Source organism: Tunturiibacter empetritectus, from assembly GCF_013410875.1.
Taxonomy (GTDB): Bacteria; Acidobacteriota; Terriglobia; order Terriglobales; family Acidobacteriaceae; genus Edaphobacter; species Edaphobacter empetritectus.
The window spans coordinates 2,520,656-2,544,736 of the sequence record NZ_JACCCU010000001.1 but is presented as its reverse complement, the minus strand read 5'-3'; the positions used below and the strand labels follow the sequence as shown (position 1 = coordinate 2,544,736).

At 57.7% G+C, this 24,081-nt stretch carries 20 protein-coding genes; 13 read left to right on the top strand and 7 right to left on the bottom strand.

Annotation, left to right across the window (positions count from 1 at the left end; all coding sequences use genetic code 11):
- Window positions 1–20 precede the first annotated feature (20 nt).
- Together HDF08_RS10745 and HDF08_RS10740 are read right to left on the bottom strand one after the other, a co-directional pair.
- The gene (locus HDF08_RS10745; protein WP_179638431.1) at window positions 21–623 is read right to left on the bottom strand and encodes a hypothetical protein; all 603 of its coding nucleotides are present in this window, start codon (window positions 621–623) and stop codon (window positions 21–23) included.
- Window positions 624–730: 107 nt separating this feature from the next.
- A complete protein-coding gene (locus tag HDF08_RS10740; RefSeq protein WP_179638939.1) occupies window positions 731–2,074 on the bottom strand; it encodes a zinc dependent phospholipase C family protein in 1,344 nt (447 codons plus the stop codon).
- Window positions 2,075–2,135: 61 nt separating this feature from the next.
- Between HDF08_RS10740 and HDF08_RS10735 the strand changes: the two genes are divergently transcribed.
- Window positions 2,136–2,663: a TlpA family protein disulfide reductase gene (locus tag HDF08_RS10735; RefSeq protein WP_179638429.1), complete on the top strand. Its 528-nt coding sequence runs from the start codon at window positions 2,136–2,138 to the stop codon at window positions 2,661–2,663.
- A gap of 66 nt (window positions 2,664–2,729) precedes the next feature.
- Here HDF08_RS10735 and HDF08_RS10730 read toward each other — a convergent pair whose 3' ends face one another.
- On the bottom strand, window positions 2,730–3,341 hold the full coding sequence (locus tag HDF08_RS10730; RefSeq protein WP_179638427.1) for a D-sedoheptulose-7-phosphate isomerase: 612 nt from the start codon (window positions 3,339–3,341) through the stop codon (window positions 2,730–2,732).
- Between the two features lie 221 nt (window positions 3,342–3,562).
- Window positions 3,563–3,919: a cupin domain-containing protein gene (locus HDF08_RS10725; RefSeq protein WP_179638426.1), complete on the bottom strand. Its 357-nt coding sequence runs from the start codon at window positions 3,917–3,919 to the stop codon at window positions 3,563–3,565.
- A gap of 242 nt (window positions 3,920–4,161) precedes the next feature.
- Here HDF08_RS10725 and HDF08_RS10720 point away from each other — a divergent pair, with 242 nt between their 5' ends.
- The 8 genes from HDF08_RS10720 to HDF08_RS10685 all read left to right on the top strand — a co-directional run bounded on the left by HDF08_RS10720 (window position 4,162) and on the right by HDF08_RS10685 (window position 15,912).
- A complete protein-coding gene (locus tag HDF08_RS10720) occupies window positions 4,162–5,616 on the top strand; it encodes an ammonium transporter (protein ID WP_179638424.1) in 1,455 nt (484 codons plus the stop codon).
- 41 nt (window positions 5,617–5,657) lie between these two features.
- On the top strand, window positions 5,658–5,996 hold the full coding sequence (locus tag HDF08_RS10715; protein ID WP_179638423.1) for a P-II family nitrogen regulator: 339 nt from the start codon (window positions 5,658–5,660) through the stop codon (window positions 5,994–5,996).
- Window positions 5,997–6,256: 260 nt separating this feature from the next.
- The gene (glnD, locus tag HDF08_RS10710) at window positions 6,257–8,932 is read left to right on the top strand and encodes a [protein-PII] uridylyltransferase (RefSeq protein ID WP_257030960.1); all 2,676 of its coding nucleotides are present in this window, start codon (window positions 6,257–6,259) and stop codon (window positions 8,930–8,932) included.
- Between the two features lie 121 nt (window positions 8,933–9,053).
- Entirely contained in the window at window positions 9,054–9,671 is a 618-nt protein-coding gene (locus HDF08_RS10705; protein ID WP_179638422.1) for an NADH-quinone oxidoreductase subunit B, read from the top strand.
- 228 nt (window positions 9,672–9,899) lie between these two features.
- Complete coding sequence (locus HDF08_RS10700) at window positions 9,900–11,531, top strand: OmpA family protein (protein WP_179638421.1); 1,632 nt, start codon at window positions 9,900–9,902, stop codon at window positions 11,529–11,531.
- Between the two features lie 113 nt (window positions 11,532–11,644).
- The gene (locus tag HDF08_RS10695; protein ID WP_179638420.1) at window positions 11,645–13,654 is read left to right on the top strand and encodes a WD40/YVTN/BNR-like repeat-containing protein; all 2,010 of its coding nucleotides are present in this window, start codon (window positions 11,645–11,647) and stop codon (window positions 13,652–13,654) included.
- 38 nt (window positions 13,655–13,692) lie between these two features.
- Window positions 13,693–14,844 (top strand): aminofutalosine synthase MqnE, encoded by a 1,152-nt coding sequence (gene mqnE / locus HDF08_RS10690; RefSeq protein ID WP_179638419.1) that lies wholly within the window; start codon window positions 13,693–13,695, stop codon window positions 14,842–14,844.
- A gap of 429 nt (window positions 14,845–15,273) precedes the next feature.
- Window positions 15,274–15,912 carry a PEP-CTERM sorting domain-containing protein gene (locus tag HDF08_RS10685; protein WP_257030959.1) on the top strand — a complete coding sequence of 213 codons (639 nt, stop codon included), beginning with the start codon at window positions 15,274–15,276 and terminating at the stop codon, window positions 15,910–15,912.
- A gap of 335 nt (window positions 15,913–16,247) precedes the next feature.
- On the opposite strand, the gene HDF08_RS10680 is transcribed toward HDF08_RS10685, so the two are convergent.
- Window positions 16,248–17,459 carry an MFS transporter gene (locus HDF08_RS10680; protein WP_179638418.1) on the bottom strand — a complete coding sequence of 404 codons (1,212 nt, stop codon included), beginning with the start codon at window positions 17,457–17,459 and terminating at the stop codon, window positions 16,248–16,250.
- A gap of 7 nt (window positions 17,460–17,466) precedes the next feature.
- Entirely contained in the window at window positions 17,467–18,546 is a 1,080-nt protein-coding gene (locus HDF08_RS10675; RefSeq protein WP_306459677.1) for a LacI family DNA-binding transcriptional regulator, read from the bottom strand.
- A 233-nt stretch (window positions 18,547–18,779) separates the two neighbouring features.
- Between HDF08_RS10675 and HDF08_RS10670 the strand changes: the two genes are divergently transcribed.
- A complete protein-coding gene (locus tag HDF08_RS10670; protein ID WP_179638417.1) occupies window positions 18,780–19,247 on the top strand; it encodes a GNAT family N-acetyltransferase in 468 nt (155 codons plus the stop codon).
- A gap of 17 nt (window positions 19,248–19,264) precedes the next feature.
- Here the strand turns inward: HDF08_RS10670 and murA are convergent, their stop codons facing one another.
- A complete protein-coding gene (murA, locus tag HDF08_RS10665; protein WP_179638416.1) occupies window positions 19,265–20,545 on the bottom strand; it encodes a UDP-N-acetylglucosamine 1-carboxyvinyltransferase in 1,281 nt (426 codons plus the stop codon).
- A gap of 453 nt (window positions 20,546–20,998) precedes the next feature.
- On the opposite strand from murA, the gene HDF08_RS10660 reads away from it, so the two are divergent.
- From HDF08_RS10660 to HDF08_RS10650, 3 genes are read left to right on the top strand one after another with little or no spacing between them, the layout of a single operon-like run.
- Window positions 20,999–21,745 carry a hypothetical protein gene (locus HDF08_RS10660; protein ID WP_179638415.1) on the top strand — a complete coding sequence of 249 codons (747 nt, stop codon included), beginning with the start codon at window positions 20,999–21,001 and terminating at the stop codon, window positions 21,743–21,745.
- Window positions 21,746–21,747: 2 nt separating this feature from the next.
- Window positions 21,748–22,332, top strand: a complete 585-nt coding sequence (locus HDF08_RS10655) for a class D sortase (protein WP_179638414.1) — start codon at window positions 21,748–21,750, stop codon at window positions 22,330–22,332.
- An 18-nt stretch (window positions 22,333–22,350) separates the two neighbouring features.
- Window positions 22,351–24,078, top strand: a complete 1,728-nt coding sequence (locus tag HDF08_RS10650; protein ID WP_179638413.1) for a hypothetical protein — start codon at window positions 22,351–22,353, stop codon at window positions 24,076–24,078.
- Window positions 24,079–24,081 lie beyond the last annotated feature (3 nt).

Here is a 24,081-nt window from a genome sequence, read left to right as displayed (position 1 = left end):
GGGCACTCCCGTTGGTCGGGTTAGTCGGGGACCTGCCAGCCTACGGGGGATTGGGCAAGGGTGATGGTGTCAGTGGCCTGGCTGGTGGTGGCGCGAGCCATAGCGGGGAAGGCAGCTTGTACATCGTGGCTCTCGGCCCAGACGGGGACTTCTTTCATGGTGTAGCTGTAGGTGATGGTGGTCTCTTTGAAGCCGTTGGAGACGGCTACGGGCGTGAAGCTGTTGATGCTGGTGACCTCGCGATGGCCGTAGCAGAAGCGCGGGGCGTAGCGGGTTCCGGCGGGGGCGACGGTGTAGCGGCTGACGTGGATGCTGGTCTCGACGGATTTTTCGAGGAGAAGATTTTTGACCAGGGTATCCATCTGTTTTGTCGTTGCGGCGTCGCCGGTCTCGAAGGGGAAGCGAGTGTCGGTGAGCAGGCACTCGGGATGGTCGAGGTAGTGGTTGTTGATGCCGATGGTGAAGTTGGCGGGTGTGGCGGCGGCTTTGCCGGTGTTGTTGCAGCCGGGGAGGAGCAGGAGCGGGATGAGGCTGAGGGCTGCGGCTGTGCGCGAGGCGTGAGTGCGTTGGGCGTGCGTGCGAAGGTTCTGAGTGCGAAGGGCGTGGGTGCGAAGGATCGTCATCGCTTCTCCTGTGAATCTAGTTGCCTGCGGATCTGGTTGTATGGTCGGTTGGATGCATAGAAGAGGTAAAGCGGCTTGCATTGTGCGGAGAAGCGGATGCTTGACCTCTAGTCAGCATCGAGGATGCCATCGGGAACGGGGTCAAGGGCGCCGATGGTCTTCATGGAGGCCAGGGTTTGCAGATTGGTCTGGACCTGGGCCCACTGCTTCGGATCTTTTTTTGTCTCGATGGGAGAGTTCGGGTCGGCGTAGTAGGCGATGAGGTCGTGCTTGAGCTGGAAGGGGACCACGTTTTCGGGCTTTTTGGTGATGGTTGTGAGGAGCTCGGCGTAAGTCCTATCGGTGAGGCGGTAGCCGCCGGGTCGAACGACGTCGCCGGTATCGAGATCGCGATTGGCGATGTAACGGTCGATGGTGTCGTAGTTGGTCAGGACTAGGCGCATGGCCTTGATGGAGCGGTTGACGCTCTTGATGTAGAGGTCTTCGGTCTGCTCGGTGGGGCCTTTGATGGCGAGCAGCTTGAGGAAGCCGACCTTGGGCAGGATGTAGATGAAGCCTGCGAAGAGGTGGCTGCGGACGCCGGGTTTTTTGCGGTAGGCTTCCCAGTTGTTGTCGGCCGAGGCCTGGCGGAGGTCGGTTGCCAAGGCGTCGAGATCGGGACTGGGGGTGTCGGTGGGGAAGTTCTTTTTGTGAAGGATGGTCTCGGCGCGGGCGATGTCGGGAAGGAAGCGGCGGACGGCGAAGCGATAGACGCGGATGGAGGTGTCTTTGGTGCCGATGATGTCGGGAAGGCGAAGGCCGTAGGTCTCGAAAAACGCTTTGCGAAGCAGGACGATAGGGACTTCGAGGCCGACGAAGCGGGTGTAGGCGGAGGGTGCGAAGCGCCTCTTGCTGAGTTGGTTGATGTCGAAGGCGAACTCGGTCTGAACGTGGGCGTGGGGATCCTGAGCGTAGTTGACCGAGGCTCCGTATCTCTGTTCGAGCTTGGGGAACTCGACGGGAACGGACTGGTTGACGGCGTATTTGTGCCCCAGGTTGTCGCCGATGTAGTGGGAGAGCGAGCCGATGGCGAAGGCCAGTTCGTCGGGGGTGTGGGCGTTATGGAGAAGAGAGAGAACGAAGTCGCCGGAGCGAACATAGTGGGTGAGGTCGGAGAAGAAGGCGTTGCCGAAGGGGTAGTAGCCGAAGTCCTGAATGGCGCTGCCGCCGTAGGCGTAGGCGTGTGCCTCCTGCAGCTGGGCTTCGGTGAGGGTAGGAAATTTTTTGAGCAGGAGCGGGCGGATGGACTGCTTCCAGGCGAGATCGATGAGCTCCTGGTGGGTCTGGACGGAGTAGGGAACGGCGGGAATTGCCGTGAGGAATAAGGCCAGAAGGGTTATCGTTCTGAGTAGTGCGGAGCGGCGATGGGTGGGAGTGATGGGAGTTGGTCCCTTCTGGCTGGTGTGAAGCATCTCTGACAACTGTACATAGCTCGAGTGGCGGAAGAAAGAGTTGGGGGGCGGGGAGCTGACGATGCGGTCGAGGTGGGTAGGGTATGGGGTTGGCTTGATCGGGTTTGCGGTGGTGAGTGGGGCGTGGTACTTCGCGACCCGGCAGTCGGGCGGGATGACACCGATGGCTGACAGGAGGGCGATGCCGGCGCTGGTGATGACACAGCTCGACGGCGGCACGTGGAGGATGGCGGAACATCGGGGGCAGGTGGTGCTGGTGAACTACTGGGCAAGCTGGTGCGGGCCGTGCTGGGAGGAGACACCGGGGCTGATTCGACTGTCGCAGGAGTTGGGGCCGCAGGGACTGGCGGTGGTGGGAGTGGCCGTCGATGAAGGGGGAACGGCGAAGGTGAAGCAGTTTGTGGAGGAGTTTGGCGTGCCGTATCCGGTGGCATTGCCGGAACCGGGATCGCAGATGGCTTATGGCATGGTCGGTGTGCCTACGACGGTACTGGTGGATCGGCAGGGGCGTGTGGCGAAGACTTATGTTGGAGCAGTGAGGCAGGCGGACTTCAAAGCGGATGTGGATGTATTGCTCGCGGAGCATTAGAGGGAGCACTGCCGAGATCCAAGAGTAACCTTTGCGGCGAGTAACCTTTGCGGCGAGAGGGCTGTTCTATTCGCTGAGAATTTGGCGTTTTTTGTCGAGGTCGTGGCCGAAGGCGAAGCGTTCGACCAGCATGCAGAAGATATGCTCCAGGGCGAGATGGGACTCCTGGATGTTCTGGGTGATATCAGAAGGGACGACGATGTTGTAGTCGCACAGTGGACGCATGAGGCCGCCGCCGTTGCCGGTGAGGCCGATGGTGGAGATGCCGATTATCTTGGCCTGCGTGATGGCTCTGAGCAGGTTCTTCGAGTTGCCGGAGGTCGAGATGGCGAGGAAGACGTCGCCGGGCTGGGCGAGTGCTTCTAATTGGCGAGAGAAGATGTGGTCGAAGCCGTAGTCGTTGCCGGCGGCGGTGAGGATGGAGGTGTCGGTGGTGAGAGCAATAGCGCGGAGGGCGGGGCGGTTGACGGTGAGGCGGACGACGAACTCGGCGACCAGGTGCTGCGCGTCGGCCGCGGAGCCACCATTGCCGGCGACCAGAAGCTTGTGACCGGATTGCATGGCTTCGGCGGTGAGTTTTGCGGTGGAGACGAGAGTCTCGGAGATGGTTTCGTCGGCGAGGACGGCTTGCAGGGTTGCGATGGAGAGAGCGAGTTGCTTTTGGACCAGTTGCTTCATGAATTCTCCGACGTTGCTTCGGGTGGTGATGCAAGGGTACGGGATTGGTGGGTGGGATGTCGAAGGACTTTGGTTTGCTAAAACTTTTGTCCTGCCGGACGGGCCCACTGCGCGTGATGCGCCCACTTCGTGGGGGTTGTACCTAGTCTGGGCGGAAAGAGAGTATGGGTCCTCGCGATGCTCGGGTCTACCAGCGCGAGGACTTGTAAGACAAGGGTTGATTAGCGGAGGTAACTGTCGTCTTTGTCGATCCAGTCCTGGCGCGGTGGGGCGAAGATGTCGAAGTCGATAGTGTCTTCGAGAGCTGTGGCGGAGTGGGCAAGGTTGCCGGGGATGACGAGGATCTCGCCTGCTTTGACGGTGTGCGACGTGCCGTCGTCATAGTCGAAGCGGAGTGCGCCCTCGGTGATGAAGGTGATCTGCTCGTTGGGGTGGGAGTGGCGCGGGACGATGCAGCCTTTGGCGAGCACGACGCGGGCGAACATGGCGAGGCTGCCGGTGACGAACTGGCGGGTGAGAAGAGGATTGAGTTGCTCGGGTTCGATTTCATTCCAGCGGTGGAGAGTTGCGGTCGACATGATGAGCGCCTTTCAAAGAGTGGACTGCGGGTGTCGCGACTGCGGGATGAATTTCTTGCTTTGTGATGCGCGCTGCCTTGTGTAGAGTAAAGCGAACCGGAGCGGTGCAGAGGTGCTTCGCTTCTTTTGACTTATGAAGATTGAGTCGTAGGCTGCCAGATTGGCGAATTGACGGCGTATCTCTTCTCTCCTGCTGCTTCGTTTATTTTGAAATGACTAACTTTGAAACGGGTGATTGAACCATGCGTCTTCCAGTGGCGAAGGTGTTTCTGGCTTTTCTGTTTGCGCTGATTGTCGGCGGAATGGCAGCGGGTGGGTCGCGGGTTTGGGCGCAGACGACTGCCTCGGCCGCTCCTGGAGGTTCGAGTTTGAGCCAGACGGACAGGATAGTGGCGCTGGAGAAACAGAATGCCGATAATGCGGCGCTGATCGCTGCTGCGCAGACTTCGGGGGATAACGCCTGGATGCTGGTTTCGGCGGCGCTGGTGTTGATGATGAGCGGACCGGGGCTGGCGCTGTTCTACGGCGGGTTGGTGCGGAAGAAGAATATTCTCGGCACGATGATGCATACCTTCGCGATGATGGCGGTGATCACCGTGCTGTGGGCTCTGGTGACGTATTCGCTGGCGTTTGGCGAGGGGAACGCGTTTATCGGCGGGTTGCACAATGTGTTTTTGAAGGGCGTGGGTCTGGCGCCGGATGTGAAGTATGCGGCGACGATTCCGCTGCAGACGTTTATGGTGTATCAGCTGATGTTCGCGATTATTACGCCGGCGCTGATCACGGGCGCGTTTGCCGAGAGGATGAAGTTTTCCGCGATGCTGGTGTTTATGGTGCTGTGGGCGATGGTGGTTTACAGTCCGATGGCGCATATGGTCTGGGGCAAGGGTGGGTTGTTGAATGCTTCGCTGGGCGGACGGTTTCCTTGTCTCGACTTTGCGGGTGGGACCGTGGTGCATGTGACTTCCGGGGTGTCGGCGCTGGTGACGGCGCTTTATCTGGGCAAGAGGCTGGGATATCCGAAGGTGCCGATGCCGCCGCATTCGGTGGTGCTGAGTTTCATTGGGGCTTGTTTGCTTTGGGTGGGGTGGTTCGGGTTCAATGCCGGTTCGGCGCTGAGCTCGGGGACGCTGGCGACTTCGGCGTTTGTGGCGACTCACTTTGGCGCGGCGGCTGCGGCGATTGGGTGGAGCGTGGCGGAGTGGATTCGGCAGGGCAAACCTTCGGCGCTGGGCGCGATCTCCGGCGCAGTGGCTGGGCTGGTGGCGATTACACCGGCTTCGGGGTTTGTTACGCCGATATCGGCGCTTTGGATTGGGCTGATTGCGGGAGTGGGCTGTTATTTGATGGTGGTGAAGGTGAAGGCGGCGTTTGGTTACGACGACTCGCTGGATGCGTTCGGGGTGCATGGCGCTGGCGGGACGATGGGTGCGATCTTGACCGGCGTATTTGCCAACAGCGTGATCAATCCGATCTTCGGTGCGGGGAAGGCTACGGGGCTTCTCGAAGGGAATGCTCATCAGTTGCTGAACCAGCTGGTTGGCGTGGCGATTGCTTGGGCTCTTTCGATTGTGGGAACACTGGTGATTCTGTTTATCGTGGATAAACTGATCGGACTTAGAGTAAGCGAGGATGATGAGCGCGAGGGACTCGATCTTTCGCAGCATGGCGAAGAAGGGTACGATTGGGCGCACTAAATTTCGGCGGTAGACGATCGGCTTGAGAGGAAGATACGGATATGCAGAAGATTGAAGCGGTGATTCAGCCGTCGAAGCTGGACGCGGTGAAGGATGCTCTGGTGGAGATTGGCGTTGAGGGGATGACGATCACCGAGGCTCGGGGGCATGGGCGACAGAAGGGGCATACGGAGTTCTACCGCGGGCGCGAGTACTCGGTGGATCTGCTGCCAAAGGTGAAGCTCGAGGTTGTGGTAACGGACGAGATGCTGGATAAGGCGATTTTGGCGATTACAAGCGCGGCTCGGACGGGGATGATCGGGGATGGAAAGATCTTCATCTCGAAGATCGATGAGGCGATTCGAATTCGTAACGATGAGCGTGGAGAGATTGCGCTGTAGGGGGACGAGTGTCAGAAGCACTCACAACTAAAACCGGCTATGTGAACCGAAATAGCCAGGTAGTGATACGTAATACCGATCGACCGGGTACGGATCATGGGCAAAGGTGTACCAGCTTGCACGCTCTCATTGCGGAGAGGTCTATGGCGCTAACGGTTCAGGTATTTTTTGAGCGCAAATGTCCAAAGTGCGGTGGTGGCAACGAAGGGTTGTCTCTGGGCCAATAGCCGTTCGATGTAGCTGATGGAGTTGTCGGCTGTATGCTTAAAGTTCTTTCGAGCACAATAGCCATGCAGGGAACTGAGTACCCAAGTAGCGGAATGCGTGGGATCTACCAGCGGAAGATGCTGGAGGTTCGTGGCGCGTTCGAGGCGGGTGGTGCTTCGGGTGCAGTGACGATTGCTGCGCGGGCTGCTGCGCTGGATGAGTTGGTGCGAGACCTGTGGGCGCAGGCGATTGAGCGGGATTCGCGGCTGGGCAATGGGATCTCTCTGGTGGCGGTTGGCGGATACGGACGGAAGGAGCTGTTTCCTTACTCGGATGTGGACCTGCTCTTTTTGCTGGATGGGAGGCTGGCTGAGAGGGATGTCAAAGACGGGATTCGCCGCGTGAATCAGGAGATGTGGGACTGCGGGATTCGGGTCTCACCGGCGACGCGGAAGCTGGCGGAATGCGAGAGATTCGACGCGGAGAATGCAGAGTTTGCGCTGTCGTTGATGGATCATCGCTGGGTGACCGGGGATGCATTGCTCTACGACAAGCTCGCGGAACAGAGCGTGCCGAAGCTGCTGCAGCGGGAGCATAAGGCGATAACGGTTCGTCTGTTGGAGCTGACACGAGCCCGCCATGCGAAGTACGGAGACACGCTGTTTCACTTGGAGCCGAACATCAAAGACTGTCCCGGTGGACTGCGGGATGTGCATGTTTGTGGGTGGATGATGAACCTGCGTGTCGCGACGGCGTCGGCCCAGAAGAAGGGCGGGGCCGAGGGTCATCGCGGGCCGGCTGTCGATGGCAATGAGTTTCGTAAGGCGGTGGATTTTCTTTGGCTGGTGCGGTGTTTTCTGCACTATCGGCATGAGCGGGACGACAACACACTGGATTGGCAGGCGCAGGATGCAGCGGCTGAGACCGCTGTAGGGATCACGGGCCGCAAGCCGAAGAAGGCGGATGCGGCGTATTGGATGCGGCTCTATTTTCGACATGCGCGCAGCGTGGAGCGCCGGGTGACGCAGATGCTAGATGAGGTGCCTGCAGCCTCCGCGTCCCGGCTGCTTGGATTGAAACGCGAGCGGAAGGCGGAGGTTGTGCAGCATGGCTTTCGTCTGGAGCGCGGCCGGGTCGTGCTTGAGACTTCGACCGAGTTCGGCCATGATCCGGCAGGGGATCCGGATGTGGTGCTGCAGGTGTTTGCGGCGATGGCGCGGACGGGAGTGACGCTGGGCGGGGATGCGGAAGAGAGGTTGTCGCAGGGGCTGCCGCTGCTGTCGGCGCATCTGGAGGAGGGACCGTCTCTGTGGCATCATCTGCAGGGGATATTGAAGGGCGCTTATGCCGGCGATGCGCTGCGGTCGATGCATGCGATGGGCGTGTTGGAGTTGCTGATCCCTGAGTTTCACGGGATCGACGCGCTGGTGATTCGGGATGCGTATCACCGCTACACGGTCGATGAACACACCTTTGTGCTGATCGATACGCTGCATGGGCTGGAGAGCGCGCAATACGGTGGTATGGCGGAGTGGGCTACGCGGCTTGGCGGAGTGCTGCGGGAGCTGCCGCATCCGGAGCTGCTGTATCTTGCGGCGTTGCTGCATGACACGGGAAAGAGTCGGAGCACGGGCGATCATACGCGGGAGAGTGCGCGGATGGCTGAGAGTGTGCTGGAACGGCTGGAGCTGGATACTTATGAGAGCGGGCTGGTGGTGAACCTGATCGCGAATCACCTGGAGATGTCGGCTGCGCTGCGGAGGGATATTTTTGATGAGGAGACGGTGCAGGCGTTTGCGGGGAAGATGCAGACGCCCGAAGCTCTCCGCATGCTGACTTTGTTTACTTATGCGGATATCAATGCGGTACATCCGGATGCGTTGACGCCGTGGAAGGCAGAGAATCTCTGGCAGCTTTTTATCGCTACGGCGAACTATCTGGACCGCAGCGTGGATGAGGAACGGCTGGGGGCGCAGGAGGAGAGCGAACTGGTGCATCGGGTGGTGGCTCTGCTGCCGGGGCAGAAGGCGGCAGTGCTGGAGTACCTGGATGGTTTTCCGGAGCGCTACGTGCTGACGAGGACGCCGGAGCAGGTACGGACACACTTCAAGATGGCGACGGGGTTCGCGGGAGATCCGGTGCAGCTGGATTTTCGCTATGTGCCTGCGGTGAGCGAGTTGACGCTGGTGACGAAGGACAGACCGCAGCTCTTCGCGACGATGGCTGGGGTGCTGGCGGCGTGGGGGATGAATATTGTCACGGCGGATGCGTTTTCGAACCGGCAGGGTGTGGTTGTGGATACGTTCCGGTTTACGGACACCTTCCGGACGCTGGAGATGAATGCGTCCGAGCACGAGGCGTTTGTGAAGAGCGTGCATGATGTGATGACCGGAGCGGTGTCGGTGGAGAAACTGCTGAGTGGGCGGCGGAGAGGGAGACGAAAGGCGCCGTTGATGGTAGTCGAGACCAGGGTGGAGTTTGACGATGAGGCTTCGTCGCACAGTACGCTGCTGGAGGTAGTGGCGCAGGATACGACTGGACTGCTGAGGGCTCTGAGCCTGACGCTGGCGGCACAGGGCTGCAATATCGAGGTGGCGCTGGTGGATACGGAGGGCGAGACGGCTATTGACGTCTTCTACCTGACCCGCAGCGGGGCAAAGCTGGACAAAGAAGAGGGAAGGGTGTTGCGGGAGGCTTTGTTGCGGGCCATCGAAGAGAATGCGCGCTAGGCCTGAAGAAGGGTTTCATGCTTCGAACGCACTGTTTCAACTCGAGCGGCTTTGGAGTTGCCTGTCAATTACATGCGGAATTGACTATGCGGCGATTGTGTAAGGGTCTTATATTAGAAACATGGGCACAACTACCAGCGACAACACAAGCAATGGCCGTCCCACAGCCACTCCGCAAAGAAACGATCGCTATCTTTTCGGCAACCTGGAAAGCTCCGGCAAGAACCATGAAAAGGTAACCGAGGTGAGCTGGGGAGACGAGCAGCCGGAGGGCATTGTGCTGGCTTCGATGGATGCGGCGATCAACTGGGTGCGAAAGAACTCCATCTGGCCGATGACCTTTGGGCTGGCGTGCTGCGCGATCGAGATGATGTCCATGGGCGGATCGCGGTACGACATTGCGCGGTTTGGGGCGGAGGTGTTTCGCCCGTCGCCTCGGCAGAGCGACCTGATGATTATCGCGGGGCGGGTTTCGCAGAAGATGGCGCCTGTAATTCGGCGGCTGTACGAGCAGATGCCTGAACCAAAGTGGGTGATCTCGATGGGGGCGTGCGCGACTTCGGGTGGAATCTTCAACAACTATGCTTTGCTGCAGGGGGTTAATCAGGTCATTCCAGTGGATGTGTACGTTCCCGGGTGTCCACCCCGACCGGAGCAGCTGCTGTATGCGATCACGCTTTTGCAGGAAAAGATCCAGCAGGAGCGCGGGTCTATGCGAAAAACCCTGAATTTGAGTTAAAGCACCAAGAAAAGTGCAGTTACTGGAAGGGTTCATCCATTCCACCTGAGGAACGTTTTTTCCTTTCTCACTGGTAACGTATTGAAAATAGTGTCATCGAGGAGTATTTTTTTACCGGATGCATTAGCAACTGAAGTAAGCTGTAAGGAATCGAACCAACAAAACGATCCCTGTAGATGAAGATGAAGGCTCGTAAAAAAAAGCAAGACTTTGAGTGGAGGAACTCGAATGGTTTATCGCCCGTTTCGTAATACACGCCGGTACGTACTGGCTGCATGTGCAGTCAGTCTCGGAGTTGCCAGTCTCAGTGCGCAGACTCCCAGCACAGCCGCCCCGGTGGGGCCGAACCCTTCACGCATCGACGTATTCCTGGGATACTCGTACTTTGGAGCTCATGGCCAGGTAAAGCCGGCGGGAATCAACTATTCGTCGATTGACAAAGGTGCGATCGGAAGTGGCGCGTATTACTTCAACAAGTATGTTGGTGGCGAGGTAGTCTTCGCGGCTCATCCAGACGGCAACAATGATGGCCTGTATACGGCTTCCGCTGGACCGATCTTCCGTGCACCGATGCAGAACTTCACGTTGTTCGCCCACGGACTGGCAGGCGGTGCGCGTTTAGGCGGCCCAAACTCTGAGTCGGGCGGATACCACAATCCGTATCAGTGGGGACCAAGCCTGACGGTTGGCGGCGGCATGGACTATGATCTGCCGTTCTTCAATAACAAATTTTCTCTCCGCCTCTTCCAGGCAGACTATAAGTATGTTCACGCAGACTATGGTCCGCCAGTTGCTCCTCCGACCGGTGGCGCAATCGGTGGGCGCGCGAACCTGGGCGGAGCTGAACTGAGCACGGGTATCGTAGCTCACTTCGGCCATATCATTCCTCCTCCGCCGGTGACCTACTCCTGCGCAGCTTCCCCTGCGACTGTCTTTCCTGGCGATCCTATTACGGTCACAGGAACGCCTCTGAACCTGAATCCGAAGAAGACGGCGACCTACAACTGGACCGCGGATGGCGGCACGATCACGGGAACCTCGACCACAGCCAACATTGACACCGCGTCTGCGAACCCTGGAACTTATACGGCGAAGGGCCATATAACCGAGGGTGCGAAGCCGGGTGAGTCGGCGGACTGCTCAGCCAGCTACACCGTGAAAGCGTTTGAGCCGCCAACCCTGAGCTGCTCGGCCAATCCTTCGACGGTTGCTCCTGGGGACTCCTCGACGATTACCGCGAGCGGTGTAAGCCCGCAGAATCGTCCTCTGACCTACAGCTACAGCTCTTCGGCTGGCTCGGTATCGGGAAGCAACTCGACGGCGACTCTGACCACAACCGGCGCGGCACCTGGCACGATCACGGTGACCTGCAACGTTGTGGACGACAAGGGTCAGACAGCCTCTGCGACGACTACGGTTACGGTCAACGCACCGCCGCCGCCGCCAGCGCCAACGACCAGCCAGCTTTGCTCGATCAACTTCGATCGCGACAAGAAGCGCCCGGCCCGTGTAGATAACGAAGCTAAGGCCTGCCTGGACGATATCGCTCTCAACCTGCAGCGCACCTCTGATGCGAAGCTGGCCGTAGTTGGCGATAAGGACAGCGCCGAGAAGAAGGGCGACAAGCTTGCTGCTGAGCGTGCCGTCAACACGAAGGCCTACCTGGTAACGGAGAAGGGTGTCGACGCCAGCCGTGTCTCGGTCTACACCGGTTCGGATAACGGTAAGACAGTGACGACGACGTTGATTCCTGCCGGAGCAACACTCAGCACCACCGGCCTTACCCCCGTGGACGAAAGCGCAGTAACCGCCAAGCCACGGACCGCACCAGTCACGCATCACCACAAGAAGAAGCAGTAACAATTTGCTGTAGTCATGCACATGGCTGACTGGGAATGTTCCCAGTCAGCTTTTGTGTTGATAGACCTTTCCGTAAGTTCGATAATTGTGTTTTACAAGACTGGACCCCTCCCTTGAACAGATTTCTTCGTCTTCCCCTCGCACTCGTAGCTCTCCTTCTCGTTGTATCTTGCCTTTCACTGCATGCAGCAAGCTGGCTGCCGTATGGTCCAGATGGAGGGGACGCGCGGGCATTTGCGATCGACCCTCATGACCACGCTCATATGTATCTGGGCACGGCAACGGGCTGGATGTACGAGTCGCGGAATGGCGGAGCTGACTGGAAGCGACTGGCATGGATCGGCAAACGGGATGATTTGGTGCTGGACTCGATTGTGGTCAACGGCGCTGATTCGAAGCAGATCGTTGTCGGTGCCTGGGTGCTTGGCAGTCCGGATGGCGGAATATTTCTCAGCAAAGATGGTGGCCAGAGCTGGCAAAGTCCAAGCGATATGCAAGGGCAGTCCATCCGCGCCTTGACGCCTGCTCCCTCGAACCCGAAGACTCTTGTGGCCGGTACCTTGAAGGGCGTCTATCAATCGGTAGACGGCGGAGAACACTGGAAGCTGATTAGCCCGGTAGGAAGCCAGGAGCTGCATGAGGTCGAATCGATTGCGATTGATCCAGTAGATCCTCAGATCATATACGCGGGAACCTGGCATCTGCCCTGGAAGACGGTCGACGGCGGACAGCATTGGACCAACATTAAACAGGGAGTCATCGACGACTCCGACGTGTTTTCGATCATTGTGGATCCTAAGGATCCGAAGACCGTCTATGCCAGCGCCTGCTCCGGAATCTACAAGAGCCAGACTGGTGGAGATCTCTTCAAGAAAGTTCAGGGAATTCCCTCTACTGCGCGTAGAACCAGGGTGCTGATGCAGGATCCGACGAACAGCAACATCGTCTTTGCGGGAACAACCGAGGGACTGTGGCGCACGGCGGATTCTGGCGCGACCTGGCAACGAACCACTGGCCCGGAAGTAATCATCAATGACGTCTTCGTCGACCCGACCAACGCCAACCGGGTGATGCTTGCGACGGATCGGGGCGGTGTGTTGGCCTCCAACGACGGAGGCAACTCGTTTGTTCAGTCGAACAACGGATTTTCCGCGCGGCAGATTACTTCCTATCTCGCCGATGCTTCCAGTCCCAGCTCAGTTTACGTTGGAGTGGTGAACGATAAGGCGCTAGGCGGGGTCTTTGCCAGCACCAATGGAGGCCTGACCTGGTCACAAACGAGTTCGGGACTAAATGGTCACGATGTATTCAGCCTGGCGCAGGGACCCGATAGTGCCTTGCTGGCGGGTACCCGGCATGGGATCTACAGGCTGCAAGGTGTCACCTGGAGCCGTGTAGACAATGTGACGCTCAATCCTCCACCTGCACCGCCCACCAGAACGGGAAAGAAGACTGCGCACGCAGGGGCTGCGCAGAAAGCGCCGGCGGTCGTGGTGCATAAGAGCATCCCGTTACGGTCCTTTGAACCCGCGATCAACGCATTCGCCCGTGGAGGAGACACGCTCTATGCAGCAACCTCGACTGGCCTCTTTGAGAGCACCACGTCTGGTCAGAGCTGGAGGGAAGTCCCGGGCTTCGAGCCAAGGGGCTGGAACTTTGTGGCTGCCCGAAAGTCTATCGTTCTGGCATCGAATTTGAACTCGGCGGTGCTTTCCTTCGACGGTGGTCAGCAATGGACGACGATCAAGCTCCCCGAGATGCTCGACCAAGTCTCTGCGATGGCTGTTGATGATGCCGGCGGACTTTGGGTCGGAGGGCGGCAGGGCATCTTCGTGTCCGATGACAAGGGAGCTACGTGGCAGACCGTTAAAGACCTGTTTCTGCGAGATGTGAACAGCATCTTCTATGACGATGTCTCGCAGCGCGTGCTTATCGCTGCCGGAAGCAAGAATACGATCGCGTTCGCAGTCCATCTGCCCGACCGGAAGATTCAATACTGGAACACCGGATGGAACCTCAGGCTGATACGTCCCATGGGGGACCATCTGGTTGGAACAACCTGGTTTGATGGGGTAGTCATCCAGCCGCGCATGGTTGATTCCAAGGAGATGGCAAGCCACTGAAACGTGCCGCAACGACAGATCGGGACTAGAATCAAAGTATGAGCTTTCAATCGTCCACTTTGCCTGCGCGACACTCTTTTCAAACAGACGATCCTGCCCTTTTGCCGATCGCAGCTAAGGTGCAGCAGGGCGAGCGTCTCAGCTTTGAAGATGGAGTTGCGTTGTACCGCAGCGGGGATATCTTGGCCGTGGGCTGGTTGGCAAACCTGGTGCGGGAGCGGATGCATGGTGATGTGGCCTACTTCAATGTGAACCGGCACATCAACCCAACTAACGTCTGCGTGGCCTCCTGCCGGTTGTGTGCGTTTGGACGGAAGAAGGGCGACGCGGGCACCTACACGATGGCGCTCGAGGAGGCCTGGGAGACGGCCGCCTCGGGGTACTCGGAGGCGGTGACCGAGTTTCACATCGTGGGGGGACTGCACCCCGATCTTCCCTTTGAATACTTCATGGATCTAGTGAAGGGGTTGAAGGTTCGGTTTCCGAAGGTACATATCAAGGCGTTCACTATGGTGGAGGTGGCGTTTCTGGCCAAGCGCGGAAAGATGACGATTCCCGAGACGCTGGAGCGTATGAAGGCGGCTGGGGTGGACTCGATGCCGGGTGGCGGCGCGGAGATCTTTGCTGACCGCGTGCGGCATATCATCTGTGATCACAAGATCGATGGCAGCGAGTGGCTGGACACGGCTCGGATGGCTCACCAGATCGGGCTGCGATCGAACGCGACCATGCTGTACGGGCACGTGGAGAACGAAGAAGACCGCGTGGACCATCTGCTGAAGCTGCGCGCGGTTCAGGACGAGACCGGTGGCTTTCAGACCTTCATTCCGCTGTCGTTCCATCCGGACAACACTGCGCTGGCGCATATCCCAAGGACGACGGGGATGCTTGATCTTCGTCAGATCGCTGTAGGCCGGCTGATGCTCGACAACTTTCCGCACATCAAGAGCTATTGGCAGATGGTCTCTCCGAAGATGGCGCAGATCTCGCTGCGATTCGGTGCAGACGATATCGATGGCACCGTAATTGAGGAGAAGATCTACCATGATGCCGGTGCGACGACTCCGCAAGGAATGCGACGGGCGGATCTGGTGCGGCTTATCGCTGAAGCCGGACGCGAGCCGTTCGAGCGCGACACCATGTATCGAGCTGTGACCCGGAGCGAAGACAGCTTTACGGTTGCTGTCTAGCTTCGTAGTCAGTCAAACATTTGACTCACGAAACTTCAGCCTCTTCCTGCGGGAAGAGGCTTTCTTGTTGGGTCCGCTCTAAGTTCTTCATCGAGTTCCGCACAATACGGCGAATCTTTGTAATAACTACACCTTTATTGCAAAGCATCAGCTTTGCGCTAAATATTGCAGATCCAAAGTGGAAAAGTTTTTCCTTTTTGGGCAATCTTTTAGCGCGGCGCGGTCAAGCGGTATGGGCAAACAGCCATCTATCCGTAGCAAAAAGCCAGTAGATCGTGCAATTTATGAGCTTTTTCGAAATTGGTTCGCGACTTGCAATGAGTCAGGGCGAAGTAAGTATTTCGTATATAGGGGCCGGTGTTCACGGACCAAAACGGGAACGCAAGCTCAACCAAGGGGTCGCTCTAATAACAGTTTCAGGAGTCTTAGATGAAATTTGCCTTACTTGTTCCAATCGTCTGTCTTGGTGTTGCTACGGCGGTAGTAAAAGCGGACACACTCACCCTCAACAGCGGGACGGTGAATCCTTCCGGCGGCAGCGCAGATATCTATCCCTATTCATTTCAACTTGGCTCCCCCTCCGGCACGTCGACGGTAAACCTGATGTGTCTCAACTACAACCGCGAGGTCACTCCTGGCGAGAGTTGGAGCATCACCGAAGAGAGCATCCCCACGGGAAACTCTGCCATGGATCAGGACTATCGCGCCGATGCGATTCTCTACTCCGAGATTCTCCATCCGCAAGCTGGCGTGACCGCAAGCGAGGTTCAGTACGCTGAATGGAGCATCTTCGATTCTGCTGACCTGATGGGAAATTCGCTCTTCGATTCTACGGCAGAAGTCCTTGCCAGCAATGCATTGCACGCGGCAAACGATCAGCAGTTGATCAGTTCCGGCTACTTCAATCAGTTCACCTTGTATATTCCCGCGAACGACACGTCCTCGGGGCCGCAGGAATTTATTGGAACGGCGACGACTCCAGAGCCCTCAAGCTTGATGTTGTTCGGTTCGGGATTGATTGGAATGGCGGGGGTGCTTCGCCGTAAATTAGTTCGTTCAAAAGTTTGAGCCGCGGTTTTGGTCTTCCAGTTGCTCCTATACAGGCGTCAGCTTCGCTGCTGAAAACAATTGTTCAGTCAGCCGATAAAGATCTGTTTCAGTTACATACCCACTCTTTGGGGAAGGAGGCATTATGTATCTTCTATTCTCGCCAGCAATTGCAGCAGTCGTAGTCATCGGCGTCATTCAGCTTCGTGATCATTTTGTAGCCGCTGCCAAATAATGGTCGCAGTTCTAACACTTACGGAGGTCAGGCTCAGCCTGGCCTCTCTCTTGGTCTCTTCGTGGCGGCGTCCTCCCTAGAGGATTCTGGGTCTGTCTGCTAACAGCGAGACTGGGCTAACCTACGAGGTTACTTTGAGCGGAGCGATTACTTTGGCCGTGACGATGTCGGAGAGAAGGAGAAGAAGAGCTACTCCAGCGGCTGGGACCAGCAATCCGGCGCGGAGGCCTTGAAAGTAAGTGGAACATATGCCGGTCATCCAAGGCAGCACTGCACCTCCTACGGAGGCGCTCGAGAACAGCACGCCGAGCCGCCTGTGATTGCCAGTACGGGCAAGCATGAAGGAGACCAGAAGCGGAAAGACCGGGGCGAGGGCGAACCCGCCGAGAACCGTAAGCGCGACGATGCTGAATGCCGAGGGATGCGAGATGGAACAGAGCAGAGCTTCGGTAACAAGAAGCATCGCCAGACAGAGTCGATAAAGAGTCGCCTCACTAAGGATGGTCATGAGGGCTGTCACCAGCAGGCGTCCGATTAGTTCTGCGATCCAGAAGTAGATAGCGATGGAAGATGCCTGCAGGGAGGAACTAGAGCGAATGGCGTAACTGGGTAGCCAGCCGCCTAACGAGTTTTCGACCCCTACATAAAGAAACAAAGCAGCGGAGAAGCAGATCAGCGGCAGTGGAGGCAAAGGGAACCGCCGCTCAGCCGTTGCGCTCTTTGATTCTGGAGGATCCGATGTTTCCGAAGCGTTGCCGGAGAGGAGTGTGCGTGGCAGCGCTATCGAAAACAACGAAGCTGCGACAAGAAGTGCCGCAATAACGAATAAGAAACGCCACATACCACCTGCTGAGGTCACGTATATCAGCAAGGGGCAGGCGATCGCACCGAGTCCCCATGCGACATTCAAGATGGCGAGTAGCCGCGCCCGAGCGGCTGGAACCGTGGTTCCTGCGATGATGTTGCCTGCGGTAAGACCCGCGCCAAGGCCGACCCCGATACAGAATAGTGCGATGTGCGCCGCCCCGAAGCCAAGCCAGGTAAGTGCGATGCATCCGCCTGCGGAGAGAATCGAGCCGTAGATGAGGCTCGCACGGAGACTGCGAGCGGCGATCCATGCCCCACAGAGTTGGCCGATAAAGTCAGCGGTGAAGAGGGTGCCGGCCTGGGCGTCCTGGATCTGCCAGTGCCGAATCAGCTGGGGCAGAAGAGGCCCCAACATGACTGTGACGGTACCAGCTATGAGAAAGTAGAAGTAAGCTGGGCCGAGTGTGCGAACGATCTTCGCGCGGTTCGGGCTCAGCAGGGGCACCTTCGGCTGAACGGATTGCAAAGCTCTCCTATCGGCCATTGCCTCGCCGGGACCGGGATGGGCTTGGAATGGCTGCGGTCGACTCTCTCACCACCAGCTCTGGCTCAAACCATACCTCCTGAGGATACGGTTCGTCGGGATACTGAATCCGTTTGACAAGCAGTTGCGCGGCGGCCCAGCCCATCTTGTGAAGCGGCTGGCGAACAGTAGTGAGGCGCGGATTGAAGTACTCCGCGACGATAATATCGTCGAAGCCGATGACTGAGATGTCGCGCGGACAGGAGAGGCCGGCGTCCTGAATAGCCCTAATAGCCCCGATGGCGGCAGTATCGTTGAAGCAGAACAGGGCAGTGAAGTCATGGGTGCGAGCAAGCAGCTCTCGCATGGGTGGGTAGCCAAGTTCGGGCGACCAGAGATTCTTCTCGAGATAGATGCAAAGCTCAGGCTGTAAGGTAAGCCCGAGATCATTCGCCGTACTGACGATGGACTTCCAGCGGGCTTCGGAGTCCAGGGAGTAACGCTGACCTTTCATGAAGGCAATCTTGCGATGACCGAGGTCATAGAGGTGGCGGAGAGCCTTTTTGGCGGCGAAGTCGTGGTCGAGCATGATGTTGGAGACGCCCGGCGATTTGCTGTGGGAAGACACTCCGACAACAGGCAGCGAGACGTTCACGGAAAGCTCCGTGTTGACAAGCAGGAAACCATCGACGCGGCGACTCATGAGGAGTTCCTGATACTCCTCTCGTAGATCGGCGCGGCCAAGGTGGCTGACTGTGAAGTAGAGAAATCCTTCCTGAAGGAGATATTGCTCGACGCCGAGCATAACCCCTGTGAAGTAGCCTTCGCTAAGCTCTGGAACGATCACCCCGATGGTGTTGGTAATGCGTGTACGGAGCATGCGGGCGTGCAGGTTGGGCCGGTACTCGAATTTTTTAGCAGCGTCCAGAACGCGCTCCCTGGTTGCGGGAGAGATCGACTTCGCGACGGGTGAGTTATTGAGAACGATCGAGATCGTTGCCGGGGATAGGTCGAGATACTCCGCCAGAGTCTTCAGCGTAACGGGTTTGCTGGCATCCGGCTTGCAGTCCTTCTTATGTACTTTCATCATGTTCCGGAAGTTCTTCCTTTTGAGTACGGCAACAGTTGTACACCCTTCGTTGGAAGACGGGGAACAGGAACCTTACCGGACGAGAGAGTAGTAACAAACCAATTTCAATTACAAAAAGACAACCCCTGGAGATTTTGGGATGACAAGGATTCAAGGATATCCTAGTCAATTCTTCCATAGCTCCCTGTCGGCTGCTTATCCCAGGAGGCTGCTGCTATTAGTCTGGGTGTCTGATGATCGAAGAGATTGAACTAAAGGAGTATCGGCCAGGTGATCTCGATGCGATGTATTCGCTGGATCAAGAGTGCTTTTCGCCAGTGTTTCGGTTCGATCGAGAGTCAATGCGCGCGTTCGCCGAGGAGCCGGATGCGATCGTTCGCATCGCACTCCTGGCAAGTGGGAAGATCGTCGGTTTTGTGATCGTTCACATAGAGCCTCTAGCTGGAAAACAGCGAGCGTATGTTGTGACGTTGGATGTTGCAGAAGAGTATAGAAGGCGTGGCGTGGCCCAGATGCTTTTGTCACAGGCGGAAGAATACGCTGCCGCTGCCGGGGCCAAGTGGATGGAGCTACATGTGTTCACAGGCAACCACGGCGCCATCCGGTTCTATGAGAGTTCGGGATACGGTCGAGTTGAGGTAAGGCGCAGGTTCTATGGCAGAGCCGGTCTCAACGCCTTTGTATACCGGAAGGATCTCTAGCTTTGTAACCTGAGCAATTACTTTTTCCCGAAGACATCTCCCATACGGCGGATCTGAGCGCCGACGCCGCGGAGCTTCTCTTCGAAGTGCTCGTAGCCGCGGTCGAGGTGATAGACGCGGTCGAGAATGGTTTCGCCATCGGCCACCAATGCAGCAAGTACAAGGGAGGCGGAGGCGCGAAGGTCCGAGCACATGACCGCAGCTGATTGCAGAGGCGTCTTGCCACGCACAGTCGCGGTGCGGCCGGAGATGGTGATGTTCGCGCCCATGCGAATAAGCTCCTGCACATGCATGTAGCGGTTTTCGAAGATGTTTTCGATCACGGTGCTGGTGCCTTCGGCCTGGGTGGCGAGCGCCATATATTGAGCCTGCATGTCGGTAGGGAAGCCGGGGTACTCTTCTGTAGTGATGTCGGCAGCTTTAAGTTCTCCACCGGAGCGCACGCGAACGTGGTCGGTGCCGACGTCGATCTTGACGCCGCACTGTTCCAGCTTGGTGATGAGCGCGCCGAGGTGTTTGGGTTCGCAGCAGTCGACGTTGAGGTCGCCGCCTGTGATGGCTCCCGCGATCAGGAAGGTGCCGGCCTCGATACGGTCTGGATTGATGCGATGGCGTGCGCCGTGGAGTTTGGAGACGCCCTGAATGCGGATGGTGCCGGTGCCTGCGCCTTCTATCTTTGCTCCCATGGAAATGAGCAGGGCTGCAAGATCGGTGACTTCGGGCTCGCGAGCGCAGTTCTCGAAGATGGACTCTCCTTCGGCGAGAGTCGCGGCCATCAGAAGGTCTTCGGTGCCGGTGACCGTGATCTTGTCGAAGACGATGTGCGCGCCTTTCAGCCGGTCGGCACGGGCTTCAAGGTAGCCGTGATCCTGGGTGATGGTCGCGCCCATGGCTTCGAGGCCGTTGATGTGTAGGTCGATGGGGCGGCCGCCGATAGCGCAGCCTCCGGGCATGGCAACGCGTGCGATGCCGGTGCGCGCGATGAGAGGACCAAGGACCAGGGAACTGGCGCGCATGGTCTTGACGATCTCGTACTTTGCGACGGGGTCGGACAGGATGGCGCACTTGATGCGGGTGCGATGCTGGGCGCGGCCATAGCCTAGTTCCACCTCAGCACCCATGCTGGTTAAGAGCTTGCGCTCAGTTTCGATGTCGTTGACCTGAGGAACGTTTTCGAGGATTACCTCGTCTTCGGTCAGAATGGCGGCGGCCATGCAGGGGAGAGCGGAGTTTTTTGCTCCGGAGACTTTGATGGTGCCGAGAAGGGGATTGCCGCCGCGTACTACGAACTTGTCCATTTTGACAGTTTACGAAGATTCCGCGTGGAAATGAGTAACGTCGCTGGTACGGCCACCCTTCTCAGCTATGAAGAGCGTCTTCGCTATCAAAAGCCGCTACTCAACCCGCTGGCGTCTATCCTATAAGTGTTTCATTTCAAGAATGTTAGTGCCGGTTTTCTAGATTGCTAAAAGGGCCCAAGCACCGCAAGTTAGCGATGTCCAAACTCAAAAGCGCGCGAAAGTCGCCAAACCTGGAGTACTTTTGAGCGCATGGTTATCTATGTGAAAAGTATTTCAGCTTCATTCGGCCTCGTAATCGGTCTTTCGATTACCAATCGAATCAAATTTGGATAAGCGGATTACCGGCGCTAAAAAAGTTGAGTTACTCGTATCTTTCCTCCAACCTAACGACTAACTTTTCGCGTACACCTTGCATATCACGGACGTAAGTCGATCCTGCAAGGAGAAACGATGCGACTCAAAGCTCTCATATTCTGCGCCTCTTTGTGCCTTTTCAGCCCGAAGGTATGGGCTGCCGGGCCGGCGACTCCCGCCGCTGATTTCACGATCTCCAACCCGTCGCACATTCCTGGGGTTACGCTTGAACCTGGCTCCTACACAATCCACGTTGTGAGTCGCCTGTCGGACCGGGTGATTCTGAAGGTTGATTCGGTGAAGGGTGATGTGCACTCAACCTTTCTCGGCATTCCAAACGGCAACATACAGAAACCATCGGCTAGCGGGGCTGTGAGATGGGCTAATCCCGCTGATGGCTCTCAGTACCTCAAGGGGTGGTACTTCCCCGGAGGCTCTTCGGTCATAGAGTTCGTCTATCCGAAGGCTGAGGCGGTTGCGATAGCCACCTCAAACCCCGCGAAGGTGCCTGCCGTCGATCCGGCGTCGGAGGGGAAGGTCACCGATAACACGCTGTCTCAGGACGACATGCAACTGCTGACGCTCTGGCTGCTTTCGCTCGAGCAGGTAGGGCCCAGCGGGGCTGGCGATGCTGCCAGTGCGAAGCCAGGCATCAAGGCGGAGCGATACATGCAAGTGGCCAGCGTTCAGAAGCCAGTGATCAAAGCGCTGCCCCATACCGCCAGCCCGGTGCCATTGGTATGGCTGCTGGGCTTCTGCTCCTTGCTCGCCGCAGCGCTTCTGCGACTGATCGCCTACAGCCGTGTGTCCACTTTGAATCAAGAGTCGTTGCTACGGGAATAGATATGCGAGTCCTCGCATACGCTGAGCGTCTTCTATGGGCGTGCGGTCTCCTTTGCGTTGGATACTGCCTGGTGCTGGGTGTTCAAGCAAAGGAGACCCAGAGGCTCGCGGAACGGATCGGAGAGCCTCTTCCAGCCAGAATCGCCCCGGACGTCGCGCCTGCGGCAGGGGATGTGATTGGCAGGATTGAGATTCCCGCACTCGCGTTGTCAGCACCGATTACAGCCGACTATGATAGAGACAGTTTGCATCGGGGAGTGGGCCATATTCCCGGGACCGCAGTGCCGGGTGGCCTTGGTACGGTGGGGCTGGCAGGTCATCGCGATTCGTTCTTCCGGCCGTTGCGCAGGATCGCCGCGAAGATGGAGGTGCGGCTGATCGATAAAAGCGGCACCTATCACTACGTTGTGGACTCGACTGAAATTGTGAGTCCCGACAAGGTAGGAGTGCTGAACATCGCCTCCAGGCCAGAGCTTACGCTCATTACTTGTTTTCCGTTCGACTATGTGGGCGCAGCGCCGGAACGTTTTATTGTTCATGCCCACCTTTTGTCGGCTTCCCCAGACGGGGTTTTTGCCATCCATTAGAAGTAGGGATGAGGCGCTATGAGATTTGAGATCCACGAAACAGTACAGACTCCGGATCCGGAGATGGTTTTGCGTGCGTTGGAGATGTGTTCGCGAGAGATCTCCAGCGAGGTAGTGCGATCTGGCGACCGAATTACGCTACGAGGCGTAGGACCGTCGCCACGATCAAAGAACCAGCACGACACTACGGTGTTCTGTGTGAATGCGGAGAACAACGAGACCGTGATCCAGGGGGAAGTAAACTTCCAGGCGTCTGCGCTCCTGGGAGAGACGTCGCAACAGGAGGTGGTTCGGTCCAAACTGGATGAACTGTTTGAACAGATGAAGGCGCAGATTCACCTCGATTCCATGCGCGTAGCGGCTTATACAGCAGCAAGAAAGTCGGCGTCGTCCACAACGGGCGTGGCTTCATCGACGACGGTAATCGACAGGCCCGAAGATCCGAACGCAATTGAACTGAGGGAGTTGGAGCCGTCTGAGGAGAAGGTGTGGCTGTCAGAAGAGACAGAGACGTTACAGCCCTCAGATGAGAAGGCAGCTTCGGCCGTGACTCCAGAGACTGTGATGGAGGCCATGACGGCTGCTGCTCCTGATTCGGGATGGGGCGCAGCCGCTCTCGTTGACCTTGACGAGCCGCAGGGCCTTGAACTGCCCGATCAAAGAAGCGAGTCTCCCCCTGCACCTATCGCGGAGCCATTTATCGCCCCACCAATGGAGTATCGTCCCGCAGGTATCAAAGATGGGCCAGAAAGAGCGACAAGAGCGATCGATTCGGCGCCGACCGCAACACAGACTACCGCTCAGACCAAAGCACGGACCGAGGGGCAGGCACGCCCGACAGCAGCGAACCAGGCTCCCCTCTGGGAAGCCGCGCGTAATCCCGTTAGATATCCAGAGTTCGATGCCGGATTGGGACGCGAAGATGAACTGACCTGGAACGCTCGAATACCACCGCATAGACTTCAAATGGAAGAGGAGCGAACCTCTGGGTGGAAAAAATTTGCGCGAGGGATAGCCGCCCTTGCCATACTGCTGGCGCTGGCAGGAGTGGGGTATCGTTTGTATTCCTTACATCCCGATCTCTTCGCCTATCCTGCCTCGATTGCCGCGAAGTATCTTTCGTCGCCAGAGATTCATGCTCCAGCGGTTTCGGCGCCACTACCGACAGCACCTCTACCGATCGATCCGAAAGCCTCTGAAGCCCCTTTGGCCATGACGCCGTCTCCCATGCCCTCTTTACCAAATCCCACTCCCCAGCCTGTCGCTAATAGTGTGGAAGTGAAGCGGTGGTTGCAAGGGTGGGCGGCTTCGATGCAGACAAGAGATGCAACTGCTCAAGCTTCTTTCTATGCGGACAAACTGGATCGCTATCTTGATCAGCGAAACGTCGGACGAGCCGCGGTTCTACGAGACCGCGAGGCTACCAACCGCATGCGAAAAGGCCTGTGGACCGTAAAGATGGAGGATATTGTCATCGAACGGCAGACAGAGTCGGAGGCTCAGGTTCGCCTTATGAAACACTTCATCAGCGAGCCCGAGCAGTCGGAGATTTTAGAGTCGTTCGTGCCGACTCGTCTGACACTCAAACGAATCGACGGGCGGTGGAAGATCACGTCAGAGCAGGATCAACCTACCATCTCGGTCAGTCCATGGAAGGCCCAGGGCGGAGTGTGGAGGGATCAGGACATGCCGGGACTGAAGCAAGCGCAACTCAGCACCGCATGCGTGGGTGGCTGCGCTTCCTGACAA

Bases quoted from the DNA above. Each gene is read 5' to 3' on its own strand.
- mqnE (WP_179638419.1), top strand. From the start codon at position 13,693: ATGAGCTTTCAATCGTCCACTTTGCCTGCGCGACACTCTTTTCAAACA.
- HDF08_RS10740 (WP_179638939.1), bottom strand. From the start codon at position 2,074: ATGCTTCACACCAGCCAGAAGGGACCAACTCCCATCACTCCCACCCAT.
- HDF08_RS10700 (WP_179638421.1), top strand. From the start codon at position 9,900: ATGGTTTATCGCCCGTTTCGTAATACACGCCGGTACGTACTGGCTGCA.
- HDF08_RS10705 (WP_179638422.1), top strand. From the start codon at position 9,054: ATGGGCACAACTACCAGCGACAACACAAGCAATGGCCGTCCCACAGCC.
- HDF08_RS10660 (WP_179638415.1), top strand. From the start codon at position 20,999: ATGCGACTCAAAGCTCTCATATTCTGCGCCTCTTTGTGCCTTTTCAGC.
- HDF08_RS10720 (WP_179638424.1), top strand. From the start codon at position 4,162: ATGCGTCTTCCAGTGGCGAAGGTGTTTCTGGCTTTTCTGTTTGCGCTG.
- HDF08_RS10655 (WP_179638414.1), top strand. From the start codon at position 21,748: ATGCGAGTCCTCGCATACGCTGAGCGTCTTCTATGGGCGTGCGGTCTC.
- HDF08_RS10745 (WP_179638431.1), bottom strand. From the start codon at position 623: ATGACGATCCTTCGCACCCACGCCCTTCGCACTCAGAACCTTCGCACG.
- HDF08_RS10670 (WP_179638417.1), top strand. From the start codon at position 18,780: ATGATCGAAGAGATTGAACTAAAGGAGTATCGGCCAGGTGATCTCGAT.
- HDF08_RS10650 (WP_179638413.1), top strand. From the start codon at position 22,351: ATGAGATTTGAGATCCACGAAACAGTACAGACTCCGGATCCGGAGATG.
- HDF08_RS10730 (WP_179638427.1), bottom strand. From the start codon at position 3,341: ATGAAGCAACTGGTCCAAAAGCAACTCGCTCTCTCCATCGCAACCCTG.
- HDF08_RS10715 (WP_179638423.1), top strand. From the start codon at position 5,658: ATGCAGAAGATTGAAGCGGTGATTCAGCCGTCGAAGCTGGACGCGGTG.
- HDF08_RS10735 (WP_179638429.1), top strand. From the start codon at position 2,136: ATGCGGTCGAGGTGGGTAGGGTATGGGGTTGGCTTGATCGGGTTTGCG.
- murA (WP_179638416.1), bottom strand. From the start codon at position 20,545: ATGGACAAGTTCGTAGTACGCGGCGGCAATCCCCTTCTCGGCACCATC.
- HDF08_RS10685 (WP_257030959.1), top strand. From the start codon at position 15,274: ATGAAATTTGCCTTACTTGTTCCAATCGTCTGTCTTGGTGTTGCTACG.
- glnD (WP_257030960.1), top strand. From the start codon at position 6,257: ATGCTTAAAGTTCTTTCGAGCACAATAGCCATGCAGGGAACTGAGTAC.
- HDF08_RS10675 (WP_306459677.1), bottom strand. From the start codon at position 18,546: ATGATGAAAGTACATAAGAAGGACTGCAAGCCGGATGCCAGCAAACCC.
- HDF08_RS10725 (WP_179638426.1), bottom strand. From the start codon at position 3,919: ATGTCGACCGCAACTCTCCACCGCTGGAATGAAATCGAACCCGAGCAA.